This window comes from Streptomyces sp. NPDC101110 (assembly GCF_044759525.1).
Taxonomy (GTDB): Bacteria; Actinomycetota; Actinomycetes; order Streptomycetales; family Streptomycetaceae; genus Streptomyces.
The window spans coordinates 91,089-108,307 of the sequence record NZ_JBIVZM010000011.1 but is presented as its reverse complement, the minus strand read 5'-3'; the positions used below and the strand labels follow the sequence as shown (position 1 = coordinate 108,307).

Annotated in this window: 16 protein-coding genes; 12 read left to right on the top strand and 4 right to left on the bottom strand. The window is 73.2% G+C overall.

Annotation, left to right across the window (positions count from 1 at the left end; all coding sequences use genetic code 11):
* Position 1: 1 nt before the first annotated feature.
* The 7 genes from ACIQU3_RS25055 (at position 2) to mug (ending at position 8,709) form a co-directional block, all read left to right on the top strand.
* Positions 2 to 2,569, top strand: coding sequence for an ABC transporter permease (locus ACIQU3_RS25055; protein WP_403927826.1), 2,568 nt, complete (start codon positions 2 to 4; stop codon positions 2,567 to 2,569).
* A 55-nt stretch (positions 2,570 to 2,624) separates the two neighbouring features.
* Positions 2,625 to 3,050 carry a GNAT family N-acetyltransferase gene (locus ACIQU3_RS25050; protein ID WP_403927824.1) on the top strand — a complete coding sequence of 142 codons (426 nt, stop codon included), beginning with the start codon at positions 2,625 to 2,627 and terminating at the stop codon, positions 3,048 to 3,050.
* A gap of 176 nt (positions 3,051 to 3,226) precedes the next feature.
* Positions 3,227 to 4,567: a hemolysin family protein gene (locus tag ACIQU3_RS25045; RefSeq protein WP_403738129.1), complete on the top strand. Its 1,341-nt coding sequence runs from the start codon at positions 3,227 to 3,229 to the stop codon at positions 4,565 to 4,567.
* Positions 4,564 to 5,577, top strand: a complete 1,014-nt coding sequence (locus ACIQU3_RS25040; RefSeq protein ID WP_403927821.1) for a hemolysin family protein — start codon at positions 4,564 to 4,566, stop codon at positions 5,575 to 5,577. The genes ACIQU3_RS25045 and ACIQU3_RS25040 overlap by 4 nt, the downstream gene beginning before the upstream one ends.
* A 228-nt stretch (positions 5,578 to 5,805) precedes the next feature.
* A complete protein-coding gene (locus tag ACIQU3_RS25035) occupies positions 5,806 to 6,585 on the top strand; it encodes an SGNH/GDSL hydrolase family protein (RefSeq protein WP_403738123.1) in 780 nt (259 codons plus the stop codon).
* A 92-nt stretch (positions 6,586 to 6,677) separates the two neighbouring features.
* A complete protein-coding gene (purB, locus tag ACIQU3_RS25030) occupies positions 6,678 to 8,120 on the top strand; it encodes an adenylosuccinate lyase (RefSeq protein ID WP_403927818.1) in 1,443 nt (480 codons plus the stop codon).
* A gap of 13 nt (positions 8,121 to 8,133) precedes the next feature.
* The gene (gene mug, locus ACIQU3_RS25025) at positions 8,134 to 8,709 is read left to right on the top strand and encodes a G/U mismatch-specific DNA glycosylase (RefSeq protein ID WP_403927815.1); all 576 of its coding nucleotides are present in this window, start codon (positions 8,134 to 8,136) and stop codon (positions 8,707 to 8,709) included.
* Between the two features lie 47 nt (positions 8,710 to 8,756).
* Here the strand turns inward: mug and ACIQU3_RS25020 are convergent, their stop codons facing one another.
* Both ACIQU3_RS25020 and ACIQU3_RS25015 read right to left on the bottom strand, forming a co-directional pair.
* Positions 8,757 to 9,482, bottom strand: coding sequence for an ABC transporter permease (locus ACIQU3_RS25020; RefSeq protein WP_403738114.1), 726 nt, complete (start codon positions 9,480 to 9,482; stop codon positions 8,757 to 8,759).
* A gap of 2 nt (positions 9,483 to 9,484) precedes the next feature.
* A complete protein-coding gene (locus ACIQU3_RS25015) occupies positions 9,485 to 10,405 on the bottom strand; it encodes an ABC transporter ATP-binding protein (RefSeq protein ID WP_403738111.1) in 921 nt (306 codons plus the stop codon).
* Positions 10,406 to 10,513: 108 nt separating this feature from the next.
* Here ACIQU3_RS25015 and ACIQU3_RS25010 point away from each other — a divergent pair, with 108 nt between their 5' ends.
* The 3 genes from ACIQU3_RS25010 (at position 10,514) to ACIQU3_RS25000 (ending at position 13,590) form a co-directional block, all read left to right on the top strand.
* Positions 10,514 to 11,683: a sensor histidine kinase gene (locus tag ACIQU3_RS25010; RefSeq protein ID WP_403927812.1), complete on the top strand. Its 1,170-nt coding sequence runs from the start codon at positions 10,514 to 10,516 to the stop codon at positions 11,681 to 11,683.
* A 14-nt stretch (positions 11,684 to 11,697) separates the two neighbouring features.
* On the top strand, positions 11,698 to 12,360 hold the full coding sequence (locus ACIQU3_RS25005) for a response regulator (protein WP_403738106.1): 663 nt from the start codon (positions 11,698 to 11,700) through the stop codon (positions 12,358 to 12,360).
* A gap of 87 nt (positions 12,361 to 12,447) precedes the next feature.
* Positions 12,448 to 13,590, top strand: a complete 1,143-nt coding sequence (locus ACIQU3_RS25000) for an ROK family transcriptional regulator (RefSeq protein ID WP_403738099.1) — start codon at positions 12,448 to 12,450, stop codon at positions 13,588 to 13,590.
* A 90-nt stretch (positions 13,591 to 13,680) separates the two neighbouring features.
* Here the strand turns inward: ACIQU3_RS25000 and ACIQU3_RS24995 are convergent, their stop codons facing one another.
* Both ACIQU3_RS24995 and ACIQU3_RS24990 read right to left on the bottom strand, forming a co-directional pair.
* Entirely contained in the window at positions 13,681 to 14,442 is a 762-nt protein-coding gene (locus ACIQU3_RS24995) for a GntR family transcriptional regulator (protein ID WP_403738096.1), read from the bottom strand.
* 166 nt (positions 14,443 to 14,608) lie between these two features.
* Positions 14,609 to 15,493: an RNA polymerase sigma-70 factor gene (locus tag ACIQU3_RS24990; RefSeq protein ID WP_403738089.1), complete on the bottom strand. Its 885-nt coding sequence runs from the start codon at positions 15,491 to 15,493 to the stop codon at positions 14,609 to 14,611.
* A gap of 110 nt (positions 15,494 to 15,603) precedes the next feature.
* On the opposite strand from ACIQU3_RS24990, the gene ACIQU3_RS24985 reads away from it, so the two are divergent.
* Both ACIQU3_RS24985 and ACIQU3_RS24980 read left to right on the top strand, forming a co-directional pair.
* On the top strand, positions 15,604 to 16,257 hold the full coding sequence (locus ACIQU3_RS24985; RefSeq protein WP_403738083.1) for an NADPH-dependent F420 reductase: 654 nt from the start codon (positions 15,604 to 15,606) through the stop codon (positions 16,255 to 16,257).
* A gap of 107 nt (positions 16,258 to 16,364) precedes the next feature.
* Complete coding sequence (locus tag ACIQU3_RS24980; RefSeq protein WP_403738080.1) at positions 16,365 to 17,195, top strand: alpha/beta fold hydrolase; 831 nt, start codon at positions 16,365 to 16,367, stop codon at positions 17,193 to 17,195.
* Positions 17,196 to 17,219 lie beyond the last annotated feature (24 nt).

Genomic DNA, 17,219 nt, shown 5'->3' with positions numbered 1-17,219 from the left:
CGTGCTCAAGGCGACCCTGCGGAGCTTCCTGGCGCACAAGGGGCGGCTGCTGCTCTCGGCGCTCGCCGTCGTGCTGTCCGTCGCGTTCGTCACCGGGAGCCTGATCTTCTCGGACACCGTCAGCCGCACCTTCGACCGGCTGTTCGCGTCCACCGCGGCGGACGTCACGGTCAGTCCGAAGGAGGACCTCGACGAGGCGGTGCCCTCCGGCCGGACGGCCACCCTGCCTGCCGCGCTCGCCGCACGCGTCCGGCAGCTCGACGGCGTGGCGGCGGCCCGCGCCGACGTGAAGGTGAACGGCCTCACGGTCGTGAACGAGGACAACGAACCGGTGGGCCCGACCACCGGGGCGCCCACGCTCGGCAACGCCTGGAACCCGAACGAGCGCAGCCCCGTGCGGCTCGCCTCGGGCCACGCCCCGCGCGGCCCCGGCCAGGCGCTGCTCGACGCGGAGACCGCCGATCGCAAGGACGTGCGCGTCGGCGACACCCTCACCGTCATCGCACCCCCGGGGTCGTTCAAGGTCCGGGTGGTCGGCATCGTCACGTTCAGGACGACGAATCCCGGCTCCGCGCTGCTGTACTTCGACCCGCCCACGGCGCAGACGAAGCTGCTCGGCCGGCCGGGGACGGCGACCGGCATCTCGGTCGACGCGGCTGCGGGGGTCGGCGACGAGCGGCTCAAACAGCGTGTGGCCGGTGCGCTCGGCGCGCACACCTACGACTTCAGGACGGCGGGCGAGCAGGCCGAGTCGGACGTCGAGCAGCTGGGCGGGTTCCTCGATGTCGTCAAGTACGTGATGCTCGGCTTCGCCGGGGTCGCCGTGCTGGTCGGCGTGTTCCTGATCGTCAACACCTTCTCCATGCTCATCGCCCAGCGCACCCGTGAGCTGGGGCTGCTGCGCGCCCTGGGCGCCGAGCGTCGTCAGGTCCGGGCCTCGGTGCTGACCGAGGCCCTGCTGCTCGGGCTGGTCGGCTCCACCCTGGGGCTCGCCGCGGGTATCGGTCTGGCGGCCGGGCTCATCGGGCTGATGGGCCTGCTGGGCATGAACATCGACGCCGACGAGATGGAGATCGGCTGGGTGACCCCGGTGGCGGCGTACGTCGTCGGGCTCGGCGTCACCTTCGTCGCCGCGTTCCTCCCGGCCCGGCGGGCCGCGGGCGTCTCCCCGATGGCCGCCCTCTCGGACGCCGAGGTCGCCGGGGTGGGCCGGCCGCTGCGGGTGCGTGCGGTGGCGGGCGCTGTCGTCGGGGCGGCCGGTGCGGCGGCGCTCGCGGGCTGCGCGGTGTCGGAGCAGACGTCGTCGGCGGCTTCCCTGCTGGGTCTCGGCGTGGTGCTCACCCTGATCGCGACGGTGATCGCCGGGCCGCTGCTGGTGCGGCCGGTGATCCGGGTGCTCGGCGGGGCCTTCCCGGCCCTGTTCGGCTCGGTCGGCCGGATGAGCCAGCGCAACGCCCTGCGCAACCCCCGCCGCACCGGAGCCACCGCGGCGGCTCTGATGGTGGGGATCGCGCTGGTCGGCGGGATGTCGGTGGCGAGCGAGTCGATGACCGCCTCGTTCGACCGGCAGATCGACAAGACGCTCGGGGCCGATTTCGTCATCCAGAACAGCAACTTCCAGACGTTCCCGCGGGAGGTCACCGACAAGGTGCGCGGCACCGACGGCGTGGGCCTGGTCGTGCGCGGGAGGTTCACACCGGTCGCGGTGCGCCTCCCCGACGGCGACCGTGTCGAGACCACGGCGGCGGGCTACGGCCCGCGGCTCGACGAGGTCGCCAACATCACGTACTCGCGGGGCGACTCGGCGGCCGCGCTGGCGAGCGGGCGCCTGGCCATGGACCGTGACTTCGCACGCGACCACGACGTCCGCGTGGGGAGCACCCTCCCCGTGGAGTTCCCGGGCGGACGCTCGGCCCGGCTGACGGTCGGCGCGCTCACCGACCAGGACGCCGCCGAGGGCTTCGGCACCCAGGGCGGGCTGTTCTTCGGCCTGGGCACCCTGGAGCGGTACGCGCCGGGCGGACAGGACTCCGCGCTGTACGTCAACGCCGCCGCCGGCACGGGCGACGAAGCACTGCGCGCGGGTCTGGAGAAGACCCTCGATCCGTATCCGCAGGTGCAGGTGCGGGACCAGGCCGACTACAAGCGGCTCGTCCACGACCAGATCGCCGTCCTGCTGTACCTGGTGTACGCCCTGCTCGGGCTGGCGATCATCATCGCGGTGCTGGGCGTGGTCAACACGCTCGCGCTGTCGGTCGTGGAACGCACCCGGGAGATCGGCCTGTTGCGGGCGATCGGGCTGGCCCGGCGCCAGCTGCGGCGGATGATCCGGCTGGAGTCGGTGGTGATCGCGGTGTTCGGCGCCGTGCTCGGGCTCGCGCTGGGGCTGGTGTGGGGGGTGTGCATGCACCAGGTGCTGGCGCTCCAGGGCATGACCGCCCTCGCGATCCCGTGGCTCACGATCGTCCTGGTGGTGGCCGGTTCGGCGGTGGTCGGGGTGGTGGCGGCGCTGCTGCCCGCGTTGCGCGCCTCCCGCATGAACGTCCTGGCGGCCATCGCACACGAGTGACGTCCGGATGGTGAAACGGTCTGCCGCGGGCAGGCGCCGATGCTGTGATCATGCGATGACCGACTTGCGCATCCGGGCCGCGACGCCCGAGGACATCGACGCCGTGCTGGCCTTCTGGAGGGCCGCCGCCGAGGGCACGAGCATCAGCGACGACCACGGCGGGGTGGGGCGGCTCGTCGCGCGTGACCCCGAGGCGCTGATCCTCGCCGAACGGGGCGGTGCATTGGCCGGCACGGTGATCGCCGGGTTCGACGGCTGGCGCTGCCACCTGTACCGGCTGGCCGTGCACCCGGACCAGCGCCGCCGGGGCATCGCGACCGCGTTGCTCGCCGCCGCGGAGGAGCGGTTCGTACGGCTCGGCGGGCGCCGCGCGGACGCGATGGTGCTCACGCGCAACGAGACCGCGCACCGGACGTGGGGAGCGGCGGGTTACGGGGCAGAGGAGCAGTGGCGACGCTGGGTGAAGCCGCTCACCGAGTAGGCGCGGCCACGAGGTGGTGGTCGCGTCCGGAAGAGGACTTTGCCCATCCTTTACCCTTGAATGGCCACTCGGTCCGGCATGAAAGGTTGTGAGCCTCCGCCCATGGGCGAGCCTCCCCGTGCGCGACACCGCGCGTTCCACCCCGTCCTGGAGAACCATGGAACGGGGGTGAACCGATGACCGAAGTGCTCCTGCTCCTGGCGGCGATCCTGCTCTCGCTCGCCTGCGGTGCCTTCGTCGCGGCCGAGTTCTCCCTCACCACGGTCGAGCGCGCCGAGCTGGAGCAGGCCGTGGAGCGCGGCGAGCGCGGTGCGCACGGCGCGCTGAAGGCCGTACGGAACCTGACGTTCCAGCTCTCCGGGGCGCAGCTCGGCATCACCGTCACGAACCTGGTGGTCGGCATGCTCGCCGAGCCGTCGATCGCCGCCCTGATCGCGGGGCCGCTGGAGGACCTCGGCGTCTCACGCTCGGCGTCGCACAGCATCGCGCTGGTGATCGGCACCGCCCTGTCCACGGTGTTCCTGATGGTGGTGGGCGAGCTGGTGCCCAAGAACTGGGCGATCTCCTCGCCGCTGACGGTCGCCAAGACCGTGGGCAACGCCCAGCGCTGGTTCAGCGCCGCGTTCCGGCCCTTCATCACGCACCTGAACAACACGGCGAACCGGGTGGTGCGCCGGATCGGAGTCGAACCGGCCGAGGAGCTGGCCTCGGCGCGCGGGCCGCAGGAGCTGGCCGCCCTCGCCCGGCACTCCGCCAAGGAGGGCGCCCTGGAGGCGGACACCGCCGAGCTGTTCGTACGGACCCTGAACCTCGCCGACCTGACCGCGGAGAATGTCATGACGCCCCGGGTGCAGGTCGTCGCGCTGGAGGTGCAGGCGACCCTGGAGGACGTGGCGAACGCGACCCGGGCGACGGGCCTGTCCCGGTTCCCGGTCTACCGCGGGACCCTCGACTCGGTGGTCGGCACGGCACACGTGAAGGACGTGCTGGCGGTGCCCGCCGAGCGCCGGACCCGGATCTACGTATCCGAGCTGATGCGCGAACCCCTGCTGGTCCCGGAGACACTCACCGTCGACCGGCTCCTGGACCGGCTCTCCGGCAAGCGCACGATGGCCGTCGTGATCGACGAGTACGGCGGCACGGCGGGCGTGGCCACGCTGGAGGACATCGTCGAGGAGGTCGTCGGCGAGGTGCGCGACGAGCACGACCCGCACGAGACTCCCGACCTGGCCGCGGCCGGCACCGACGAGTCCGGGCACGCGCTGTACTCGGCCGACGGGTCCGCGCGCGTGGACCACCTGGAACGGATCGGGCTGCGCGCGCCGGAAGGGCCCTACGAGACGCTCGCCGGGCTGGTGGCGTCGGTGCTCGGCCGGATACCGGCCGCCGGTGACACCCTCGAGGTCGCCGGCTGGCACCTGGAGGTCCTGGACGCGACCGGGCGCCGGGCGGCCCGGGTGCGGCTGCGGGCTCCCCTCGACGACCGGCGGCCCGACGAGAAGGGGGTGGAGCTGTGACCGCCGTCCAGCTGCTGATCGGACTGGCGACGCTCGTCGTCAACGCGTTCTTCGTGGGTGCCGAGTTCGCGCTGATCTCCGTGCGCCGCAGCCAGATCGAGCCCTACGCGGACCGGGGCGACCGGCGCGCCAAGAGCGTGCTGTGGGGCCTGGAGCACGTGTCCGCGCTGATGGCGGCCGCCCAGCTCGGCATCACGCTGTGCACGCTGGTCCTGGGTGTGGTGGCCGAGCCCGCGATCGCGCACCTGCTGGAGCCGGTGTTCCACGCGGTGGGCGTGCCCGAGGGGGCGGGACACGCGGTGTCCTTCGTGATCGCCCTGTCCCTCGCGACCTATCTGCACATGCTGCTCGGTGAGATGGTGCCGAAGAACATCGCGCTCGCCGAGCCGGTGCGCAGCGCCCTGGCGCTCGGACCGCCCCTGGTGGCGCTGTCCCGCGCCCTGCGCCCGGTCATCTTCACGGTGAACGCGTTCGCCAACGCCCTGCTGAGGCTGCTGCGGGTGGAGGCCCGGGAGGAGGTCGCCGCCTCCTACTCGGACGCCGAGATAGCGCAGATCGTGAAGGACTCCAGCGAGGCCGGCCTGATCGACGACCGCGCCCAGGAACGCCTGCGCGACGCGCTGGAGCTGGGCCGCCGCCCGGTGCGGGACGTGGTGCTGCCGCTGGAACGCGTGGTCTACGCGAGCGTGGGGGTGACGCCGGAGGCGCTGGAGCGGCTGTCGGCGGAGTCCGGTTTCTCGCGCTTCCCGGTGGTGGACGAGGGGCGGCGGATCGTCGGCTACCTGCATGTGAAGGACGCCCTGGACGCCGCCGGGCGCACCGTGCCGTTCCGGCTGCGGGACATGCGCCCCATCGCGCGCGTGCGGGAGCACACGCCCCTGGACGACGTCCTCACGGCGATGCGGGGCAGCCGCACCCACCTCGCGGCCGTCCTCGGGACGGACGGGCGGCTGGCCGGCCTGGTGACCATGGAGGACGTCCTGCGGGAGCTGTTCGGGCAGCGGGCGTGAGGAACCGGGACCGGCAGCCCGGTGGGAGCCGTCCGCTCTGCCGGACGTGGAGAACCACGTCCGGCCGACCGCGGAAACAGTCCGGCGACCACGTCCGGCAACCCGCGGGAGCAGTCCGGTGACCGTGTCCGGCACGGCTGTCGGAGCAGTCGGCCCGGCGCGTCCGGCCCCCGTTTCGCGGGACCGACCGACCGGCGGGTATGTGCACGGGATACCATTTGCGTCGCCATGCAGACGCATCCCACTTACACCAGCCTGGTCGCCCTCGGCGACTCCTTCACCGAGGGCATGTCGGACCTGATGCCCGACGGCACCTACCGGGGCTGGGCCGACCTGCTCGCCGCACGGATGGCGGCCCGTACGCCCGGCTTCCGCTACGCCAACCTCGCCGTGCGCGGCAAGCTGATCCAGCAGATCGTCGACGAGCAGGTCGACGTGGCGGCGGCCATGGGGGCCGATGTGATCACCCTGGTCGGCGGGCTCAACGACACGCTGCGGCCCAAGTGCGACATGGGCCGGGTCCGCGGGCTCCTGGAGGAGGCCGTGGAGAAGCTGGCCCCCGCCTGCCGGCAGCTCGTCCTGATGCGCAGCCCGGGCCGTCAGGGCCCCGTCCTGGAGCGGTTCCGGCCGCGCATGGAGGAACTGTTCGCCTGCGTCGACGAGCTGGCCGCCCGGCACGGCGCTGTCGTCGTCGACCTGTACGGCGCACCCTCCCTGAGCGACCCGCGGATGTGGGACGTGGACCGGCTGCACCTGACGGCCGAGGGCCACCGCCGGGTCGCCGAGGCGGTCTGGCAGACGCTGGGCCACGACCCGGAGGACGCCGAGTGGCGCACGCCGATGCCGGCGACCCTGCCGCCGGGCTGGGTGATGCGGCGGGTGGCGGACGCGCGGTTCGCCCGGCAACACCTGCTGCCGTGGATAGGCCGCCGCCTGACGGGCCGCTCCTCCGGGGACGGACTGCCCCCGAAGCGGCCGGAGCTGCTCCCCTACGCGGACCCGGCGTAGCCGCAGGTGGACGCCGCCGAACTGCTCTCGTAGGTTCCGACGAAGACACCCGCGGCGCTGGCCTGCACGAATCGCCAGTAGAATCCGTCCACGTGACTTCCGCTCCCGCCAAGCCCCGCATCCCGAACGTCCTTGCCGGACGCTACGCCTCCGCAGAGCTCGCCACGCTCTGGTCGCCCGAGCAGAAGGTGAAGCTGGAGCGGCAGCTCTGGCTCGCCGTGCTGCGGGCCCAGAAGGACCTCGGCATCGAGGTGCCGGACGCGGCGCTCGCCGATTACGAGCGCGTCCTCGACACCGTCGACTTGGCCTCCATCGCCGAGCGCGAGAAGGTCACGCGGCACGATGTGAAGGCGCGGATCGAGGAGTTCAACGCTCTCGCCGGGCACGAGCACGTGCACAAGGGCATGACCTCCCGCGACCTCACCGAGAACGTCGAGCAGCTGCAGATCCGCCTGTCGCTGGAGCTGGTGCGCGACCGCACGGTCGCCGTCCTGGCCCGGCTCGGCAAGCTCTCCGGCGAGTACGGCGAGCTGGTCATGGCCGGCCGCTCGCACAACGTCGCCGCGCAGGCCACCACCCTCGGCAAGCGCTTCGCCACCGCCACCGACGAGCTCCTGGTGGCGTTCGGCCGGATTGAGGAGCTGCTGGGACGCTACCCGCTGCGCGGCATCAAGGGCCCGGTCGGCACCGCGCAGGACATGCTGGACCTGCTGGGCGGGGACGCCGCGAAGCTCGCGGACCTGGAGCAGCGGATCGCCACGCACCTGGGTTTCTCGCAGGCGTTCACCTCGGTCGGCCAGGTCTACCCGCGCTCTCTGGACTACGAGGTCGTGACGGCGCTGGTGCAGCTGGCGGCGGCGCCGTCGTCGCTGGCCAAGACGATCCGGCTGATGGCCGGGCACGAACTGGTCACCGAGGGCTTCAAGCCCGGCCAGGTCGGCTCCTCGGCGATGCCGCACAAGATGAACACCCGCTCCTGCGAGCGCGTCAACGGTCTGATGGTGATCCTGCGCGGCTACGCCTCGATGACCGGCGAGCTGGCGGGCGACCAGTGGAACGAGGGCGACGTGTCGTGCTCGGTGGTGCGCCGGGTCGCGCTGCCGGACGCGTTCTTCGCGCTGGACGGTCTGCTGGAGACGTTCCTGACGGTGCTCGACGAGTTCGGCGCGTTCCCGGCGGTCGTCGCCCGTGAGCTGGACCGCTACCTGCCGTTCCTCGCCACCACCAAGGTCCTCATGGGGTCCGTGCGCGCGGGTGTCGGCCGGGAGCTCGCGCACGAGGCGATCAAGGAGAACGCCGTCGCCTCCGCCCTCGCCATGCGCGAGCAGGGCGCCGAGCGCAACGAGTTGCTCGACAAGCTGGCCGCCGACGCGCGCATCCCGCTGGACCGTGACCAGCTGGACGCGCTGATGGCCGACAAGCTGTCCTTCACCGGTGCCGCGGGCGACCAGGTCGCAGCCGTCGTCGCCCGGGTCGAGGAGATCGTCAAGCAGCACCCCGGGGCCGCGGGCTACACGCCCGGCGCGATCCTCTGACGCGCCGCCCGCGATGGCGCGTTTCACGCCCGAGGAGCTGGAGGCCGCCCGCGGCCGCGTCGTGCCCGACGTGGTCGCGGAGGGTCTGCACGTCCTGTTCTGCGGCATCAACCCCGGTCTGATGACGGCCGCCACGGGCCATCACTTCGCCCGCCCGGGCAACCGCTTCTGGCCGGTGCTGCACCGGTCCGGGTTCACGCCGCGGCTGCTGAAGCCGTCCGAGCAGCAGGAGTTGCTGTCGTACGGGCTCGGCATCACCAACGTCGTGGCACGGGCCTCGGCCCGGGCCGACGAGCTGAGTGCCGAGGAGTACCGGGAGGGCGGGCGGCTGCTCGCGGCGAAGGTGGCACGGCTGCGGCCGCGCTGGCTGGCCGTGGTCGGCGTGACCGCGTACCGCGCCGCCTTCGACGACCGCAAGGCGCGGGTCGGACCGCAGGCGCGGACGATCGGTGACACCCGCGTGTGGGTGCTGCCCAATCCGAGCGGGCTCAACGCGCACTGGACGGTCGAGACGATGGCCGAGGAGTTCGGACGGCTGCGGGAAGCCGCCGAAGGCCGACCGGAACGATCGCCTACGGCGGGTCCCTGACCGGCCTCGACGGGACCTCGACCGGAATCGACCGGCCCGGCCCTCCTTCACGCGTCCCTGCGGCGCACCCTCCAGGCTCCCGCCAGCAGTGCGGCGGCCGACCACAGCGCGGTCACCCCGAGGCCCGACCAAGGCCCGAGGGTGCCGTCGTACGTCTCCCGGAGGACCAGCTGCCCGGCCTTGTCGGGCAGGAAGTCGGCGACGGTGCCCGTCGCGTCGCCGATCACGAACGACACGACGAGGATGAACGGCACCAGCAGCGAGAGGGTCGCCACGCCGCTGCGGAGCAGGGCGGCGATCCCCGCGGCGAACAGTGCCATCAGCATCAGGTAGACACCGCACCCCACGACGCCGCGCGCCTGCTCACCGGCGCTGAGCCCGTCGGCCGCCGTGCCGAGTCCCGTCCGCCCCGCGAGCAGGGCGGCCAGGCCCGTCAACAGCCCCACCAGCAGCGCCGGCACGGCGATGACGGCCGCCTTGGCCGCGAACCAGCGGCCGCGCTGCGGCACCGCGGCCAGGGAGAGCCGCAGCCCGCCCCGGTGGAACTCCGACGACACGGCCATGGCTCCGAAGGTGACGGCGGCGATCTGACCCGGTATGACGCCCGACAGTGCCGTGAACAGCGGATCGAACCCCGGGCCTGAGACGTCGGAGGCTCCGGCGAGCGCGGAGAACGCCGTGGTCGCCGCGAACAGCGCCAGCAGCGCTCCCGGCAGCGAGCGCAGCGTGCGGACCTTCAGCCACTCGGAGCGCAGTACGGGTGCGAATTCCATGGTCAGGCCTCCTGCGGCTGTGCGGTGAACTCGGTCTCGGCCCCGGTGAGGTCGAAGTAGGCCTGCTCCAAAGTGCCTTCTTCGGGGGCCAGCTCCAGGACGGGCACGCCCGCGGCCGAGGCGATGCGACCGACGTCGTCCACGCGTGCGTCGTGCACGGTCCAGTGCCCGTCCGCGTGTTCCTCGGCGTCGTGGCCGTGGCGGGCGAGGGCCGAGGCGAGGGCGTCCGGTTCGGTCGTGCGAACGCGGACCCGGGGCCGCACGCGCGCGTCGATGAAGTCCCGCATCGGGGTGTCGGCGAGGAGCCGCCCCCGGCCGAGGACGACCAGGTGGTCGGCGAAGGACGCGGTCTCGTTCATCAGATGGCTGGAGACCAGGACCGTGCGTCCCTCCCCCGCGAGCCGGCGCAGCAACCGGCGGATCCACACGATGCCTTCGGGGTCGAGGCCGTTGGACGGCTCGTCCAGCATGACCACCTCGGGGTCGCCCAGGAGGGCGGCGGCGATGCCGAGCCGCTGGCGCATGCCCAGCGAGTACGTCCGTACGCGGCGCCGGGCCACCGATGCCAGGCCCGTCTCCGCGAGGACCTCGTCGACCCGCCGGTCCGGGATGCGGTTGCTCGCGGCCAGGACGCGGAGGTGGTCGCGGGCCGTGCGGGAACCGTGCGCGGCCCGCGCGTCGAGCAGGGCGCCCACGTGGCGAAGGGGTTCGCGCAGCGCCGGATAGGGCCGGCCGCCGATCGTGGCGGAGCCGGCGGTGGGCCGGTCGAGGCCCAGCACCAGCCGCATGGTGGTGGACTTCCCGGCGCCGTTGGGGCCGAGAAAGCCGGTGACGCGGCCGGGCAGAACGCGGAAGGTGAGCTGGTCCACGGCTCGCCGGGTGCCGAACTCCTTGGTGAGGTCCTGGACGTCGATGCTGGTCATGGCAGCAGCGTGGCCTTCGGCGGAGGGCGCCGGCCTCCCCCTGCGGTGGAGATCGTCTCCCCCGTGCGGGGGAGGCTCACCGCCGATGGTGGCTGGCACGATGGCGCGATGGTCCGCATGCTGCGCCCGCTCACGCGGGCCATCACGTACAAGCGGTGGCTGCACATCGTGGTGGCCATCGTGTGGCCGTCGCTGTGGCTGTTCGTCGAGGAGGCCTGGTGGACGCAGGTCACAGCCGCCGTTCTGCTCGGACTCGCCGGCCTGGTGCCCGTCACGCGGGTCGTGGAGGGGTTCCAGGCCAGGCTGCTGCTGGCCGGGCCCCGGCAGGGCGCCGACAGCCCGGAGATCGTGACCACCCCGTCGGCCACCTGGGCCGATCGCGGGCGGACGGCTGTGTGGCTGGAGGCGCGGCTGTGCCTCGGCTGGGCGGTGGCCCACGTCTCCGTCCAGATGCCGCTGCTGGCGGTCGACCTGCTGACGGCGGGCCTCGGCCAGGGGCCCGCCGCCGGCGGATTCGTGGCCGTCGAGGGAAACCACTGGTGGTACGCGCTGCTGGCGCCCCTGCCGTTGGCCCTGCTCGGCGTGGTCGTGGTCTGGTCGGGCCATCTGATGACCGCCCTGGCGGGGCGCCTTCTCGGGCCGTCGCACGCCGAGCGGATGGCGGCACTGGAGGAGCGCACCGAACAGCTGCTGGAACGCACGCGGATCGCACGCGAGTTGCACGACTCCATCGGTCACGCGCTCACGGTCGCCGTGGTGCAGGCGGGGGCCGCCCGGGCGGCGGGCGATCCCGCCTTCACCGACCGCGCCCTGGAGGCCATCGAGGAGACCGGCCGGGCCGCCCTGGAGGATCTGGAGCGGGTGCTCGGGGTCCTGCGCGAGTCGGAGAAGCCGGTGAGCGGCAGACCGACGCTGGCGGACGCCGACCGGCTGCTGGAGTCCGCCCGGGCCTCCGGGGCGAAGGTCGACGCCGAGGTGACCGGCCCGGTGGAGACGGTGCCCGGGCCGGTGTCCCGGGAGGGCTACCGGATTCTCCAGGAGTCGCTGACCAACGTGTTGCGGCACGCGGGCGCGGTCCCGGTCCGCGTCCGTGTCCGCGTCGCCGACGGCACCGTCGTCCTCGCGGTACGGAACCCCCTGCCGGGCGGCATGTCCGGCGCCGGGCGCGGCAGTGGCCTGCGCGGGATACGGGAACGCGCGGCCCTGCTCGGCGGCCATGCCCTCACGGGACCGGACGGGGGCGACTGGCAGGTCCATGCCGAACTGCCGCTGAGTTGATCTACGCTGTTCCGATGCCGGTCACCGTTCTCCTCGTCGACGACGAACCCCTCGTGCGCGCGGGTCTGCGGGCCGTGCTGGAGGCACAGCCCGACATCGAGGTCGTCGGCGAAGCCGCGGACGGGGCGACGGTGATCCCCCTGGTGCGGCGGCTGCGTCCGGACGTGGTCGCCATGGACGTGCGGATGCCGCTGCTGGACGGCATCGAGGCCACCCGGGCGCTGCTGCGGACGGTCGACGATCCGCCCCGGATCCTCGTGGTGACGACCTTCGAGAACGACGAGTACGTGTACGAGGCACTGCGGGCGGGCGCTGACGGGTTCCTGCTCAAGCGGGCCCGGCCGGCCGAGATCGTGCACGCGGTGCGGCTGATCGCCGAGGGCGAGTCCCTGCTGTTCCCGGCGTCGGTGCGGCAGCTCGCCGCCGAGTACGGCGACACCGGCGGGAACCGCGCGGCACGGGCCGTGCTGGAGCGGGCCCGGCTCACCGAGCGCGAGGCGGAGGTGCTGCGGCTGATGGCGCGGGGCCTGTCGAACGCGGAGATCGCCGCCCGGCTGGTCGTGGGGACGGAGACGGTGAAGTCGCATGTCAGCGCGGTGCTCGCCAAATTGGGGGCGCGGGACCGGACCCAGGCGGTGATCGCGGCGTACGAGTCGGGGTTCGTGGCGCCGGGCTGATCGGCGGGCGGGTGCCCGCCCCTCGCCGGGGTGCGCCCTGCCGAAGTACGATCCGGCCATCACGCGCACGACCTGGGAGGACGGACGGTGGGGCGGCTGACCGGCGGGGATCCCTCGCTGCTGCGAAGGATCAACTCCGCGGTGGTGCTGCACGCGCTGCGCGCCACGGACTGCGCGACGCTGACCGAGATCACACGGGTGACGGGGCTGTCCCGGCCCACGGTCGAGGGCGTCGTCGAAGGGCTCATCGAGGCCGGGCTGGTCGTCGAGAAGGCGGCCGAGGAGGGGGCTGCCCGGCGGCAGGGGCGTCCGGCGCGGCGGTTCCGGTTCCGGGCGGAGGCCGGGCATCTGCTCGGGCTGGAGATCGGGGCGCACCGAGTGGCGGCGATGCTGTCCGACCTGGACGGCCGGGTGATCGGCGGGCAGGCCAGGGAGGTGCCTGAGACCGCGGGGGCCGACGAGCGGCTGGAGCGGCTGCGCGGGGCCGTCGCCGAGCTGTTGCGGCGGGCCGGGGTGGCGCGCGGTTCGCTGCGGGCCGTGGGCGTGGCGACGCCCGGGATCGTCGAGGCCGACGGCACGGTGCGGCTGGGCACGGCGCTGCCGGGCTGGACGGGGCTGCGGCTGGGCGAGCGGCTGGGCCGGTCGTTCAAGTGCCCGGTGCTGGTCGAGAACGACGCCAACGCGGCTGCCGTCGCCGAGCACTGGAAGGGCGCGGCCACCGAGTCGGACGACGTGGTCTTCGTACTGGCGGGGCTCAGCCCGGGCGCCGGTTCACTGATCGGGGGCCGGCTGCACCGGGGCTACGGCGGGGCGGCCGGCGAGATCGGGGCGCTGCATCTGCTGGGCCGGGGGGTGACGCCGGAGACGCTCCTGTCCACCACGGACGAGCCCCTCCACCCGCTCGACGAGCAGGCCGTGGCCGAGGTCTTCGCACAGGCCCGCGAGGGCGACCGGCGGGCCCGCGCGGCCGTCGACCGCTTCATCCAGCGCCTCGTCCACGACGTGGCCGCCCTCGTCCTCGCCCTGGACCCCGAGCTCGTCGTGATCGGCGGCTGGGCGGCGGGCCTGGACGGTGTCCTGGCCCCCCTCCGCGAGGAATTGGCCCGTTACTGCCTGCGTCCCCCGGAGGTGACCCTCTCGGCCCTGGGAGACGCAGCCGTGGCGACGGGGGCCCTGCGTCTGGCCTTGGACCACGTGGAAGAGCAGCTGTTCACTGTGGAACGCCCCTGACGACAGCGCCCCGAAGGGGCGCGGGGAACGGCGCGACAAGCCACAGCGCGCCGGCAGCCGTCCGCACTCCGCACCCCTGCGTCGCCGGGCTCAGGACGCCCGCCGCTGAATCCCGGCGTGGATCTCCACACCCCCCGGGTCACCGAAGGTGAGGCGGCACGTGTCCGCACGATAGGTCGCCACGGACAGCGCAGCCGTACGCCCCAGGGAGACGAAGCGGGTCGTGACGACGAGGACCGGCGCGCCCGGCAGCCGGTCCAGCTCCTTCGCCTCCTCGGCCCCGGCGGAGCCGAGTTCCACCGCGTTGTCCTGCCGCTCCAGCTCCAGCCGCTGCAGTTCCCGCAGCACCGCACGCGCACGTGCCGCCCCCGACGGCGCGTCGATGCCGGAGAGCTCGGACACGGAGGGCTCCGGGATGTACAGCAGCTCCGCGGCCACCGGCCGGCCGTGCGAGACACGGGAGCGCCGCACGATGTGCACGGGCTCGTCCCGGCCGGTCTCCAGCGCGTCGGCGACGCCGGCCGGCGGGACGGCCGCTGTGCAGTCGACGGGCTGCCAGGCGTCCTCGGGGCCGCCCGGCCAGGCGTGCGGGCCGGTGCCGAGGGAGACGCCCACGCGGGGCGGTGCGACGGTCGTGCCGACACCGCGGCGACGCTGCAGCCTGCCTTCGAGTTCGAGTTGCTCCAGGGCCTGGCGGAGTGTGGCGCGGGCGACTCCGAAGCGGGCCGCGAGGTCGCGCTCGTTGGGCAGGATCTCGCCCACCGAGAACTCCGAGTCGAGCGCTTCGCTGAGCACCGTTTTGAGATGCCAGTACTTCGGTTCCTGCACCGATTCCAGCTGCGTGGTCCCCACCCTGTCCTCCGCAATCGCCGTGGTCGGCGGCGTTTTAGCGCCCTTGTTTATTAAAGGTTGTTGCACTTCTCTGCGACCATAGGTCGGCCCTGATCCTTGGTCAAGACCAATGGCCGGGAACGTTCACGGGCCGTTCATGACAGGCCACGGGCCTCCCGGCGGCGGGCTAAAGGGCCGTCAGGGACCGTAGTTTGTCGGGGTTGCGGATGATGTACACGGACTGGACGCGGCCGTCGGCGACATCGATCTGGAAGACGGAGTCGGGCGTGCCGTCGGTCAGGATCAGCGCGGCCGGGCCGCCGTTGAGCTCCAGGAAGCGCACGGACATGCCGGGAAGGCTCTTCTGCGCCACGCCGACGAGGAACCGGCCCACCTTGTCGGCGGTCTGCAGGACCCGCAGCGGCGCCCGCGACTTGCCGCCGCTGTCGCCGACGAGCCGGACCTCCGGGGCGAGCAGCGCCATCAGGCCTTCGAGGTCGCCGTCGGCCGCCGCGGCGAGGAAGCGTTCGGTGAGGTCGCGGCGCTGGGCGGGGTCGACCTCGAAGCGCGGACGCCGCTCCTCGACGTGCTTGCGGGCCCGCCCGGCCAGTTGGCGCACCGCGGGTTCGCCGCGGTCGAGCATGGCGGCGATGTCCGCGTAGGGGAAGCCGAAGGCCTCGCGCAGCACGAACACGGCCCGCTCCAGGGGTGACAGCGACTCCAGTACGACGAGTACGGCCAGGGAGACGGAGTCGGCGAGAACGGCCCGTTCGGCGGTGTCCGGCACGGTGTCGCCGAAGTCGGTGGCGCAGGGCTCGGGCAGCCAGGGGCCGACGTAGGTCTCGCCGCGGGCCTTGATCTGGCGCAGCCGGTCGATGGCGAGGCGGGTGGTGATCCGTACGAGGTAGCCGCGGGGTTCGCGCACGTCGCCGCGGTCGGTGCCGGACCAGCGCAGCCAGGCGTCCTGGACGACGTCCTCCGCGTCGGCCACGCGGCCCAGCATCCGGTAGGCGACGCCCAGCAGGACGGGGCGGTGGGCTTCGAACACGTCGGTCGGGGTCTCGGTGGTCACGGCTCCATCCCAGCCCACCGGTGAGGACCTGTCCAGGCGGAACCGGCCCTTCCCGGACAGAATGGCCGACAGGACGCCGTTGATCGGCGGCGACGGCTGCGGAGGTGGCGATGCGGTACGCGGTGCTGGGCACGGGACAGGTCGGGCGCACGCTCGGCGGACGGCTGGTGGAGCTGGGGCACGAGGTGCGGCTCGGCTCGCGCACCCCGGACAACACGGCCGCCGTGCAGTGGGCGGCTGCCGCGGGCCCCCGGGCCGGCGCGGGCACGTTCGCGCAGGCGGCGGAGTTCGGGGAGGTCGTGGTGAACGCGGTCGGCGGGCGGGTGGCACTGGCTGTGCTGGAGGCGGCGGGCGCGCAGAACGTCGACGGCAAGGTCGTGGTGGACGTGTCCAACCCGCTGGCGTTCGAGGAGGGCGAACTGCGGCTGTCCCCCGTCGAGTCGGACAGTGTGGGCGAGCAGCTCCAGCGGGCTTTCCCGCACGCGCGCGTGGTGAAGTCGCTGAACACGGTCAACTGCCGGGTGATGGTGGATCCCGCCCGTGTGCCGGGCGATCACCACGTCTTCGTCTGCGGGGACGACCCGGAGGCCAAGGAGCAGGTGACGGCGCTGCTCGGGGAGTTCGGCTGGCCGGCGGAGCGTGTGCTCGACCTCGGCGGCATCCGGGCGGCCCGCGCCGTGGAGATGTGGCTGCCCCTGTGGGCCGGCCTGTTCCGGAAGTTCGGGCACGGTGATTTCAACCTGGAGGTGCGGCGGGCGCGTTGAGCGGGCGGGCACCGTGAAGGTGGTGACACCCTGGGGCTACCCGCGGGTAGCAATTGCTGACAAGCTGTCTACGGCGTCCGTCAGCGAGTACAGCCGAGGAGCACCCCATGTCCGCCACCGTCTCCTTCAAAGTCGCCTCCGCGCGGGGCGAGCAGAGCGTGACTCTGTCCTATACGCGCCGGGGCAGCGGCGAGCCGCTGCTCCTGCTGCACGGCATCGGACACCATCGGCAGGTGTGGGACCCGGTGATCCCGGCGCTGGCGGCCGAACGCGACGTGATCGCCGTGGACCTGCCGGGCTGCGGTGAGTCGCCGGCGCTCCCGGACGGCATGGCGCACGACCTGCCCACGATGAGCACGGTCCTGACGGCCCTCTTCGAGGCGCTGGAGATCGAACGGCCGCACGTGGCGGGCAACTCGCTGGGCGGCCTGCTGGCACTCGACCTGGCCCGGGCACAGCTCGTCCGCTCGGTCACCGCGCTGTCGCCGGCCGGGTTCTGGAACGAGGCGGAGCGCCGCTACGCCTTCGCCGTGCTGACGGCGATGCGGCAGATCGCCCGGCGGATGCCGCCGCAGCTGGTGGAGCGGCTGGCCCGTCCGGCCCTCGGCCGCACCCTGCTGACAAGCACCATCTACGCCCGGCCGGGCCGCCGTTCACCCGAGGCGGTGGTCGCCGAGACGCTGGCGCTGGCCCGGGCCCAGGGGTTCTCCGAGACCCTGCACTCCGGCCGGACCGTGCAGTTCACCGACGACATCGTGGGGACCCCGGTCACCGTGGCGTGGGGCAACCGGGACCGGCTGCTCATCCCCCGCCAGGGCGTACGTGCCAAGGGCGTCATCCCCGGGGCCCGGCTGGTGCGGCTGCCCGGCTGCGGTCACGTCCCGATGAACGACGACCCGGCGCTGGTGGCCAGGGTCGTCCTCGACGGCAGCCGCTGACCCGTACGGAGCGCAGCCTCTAAG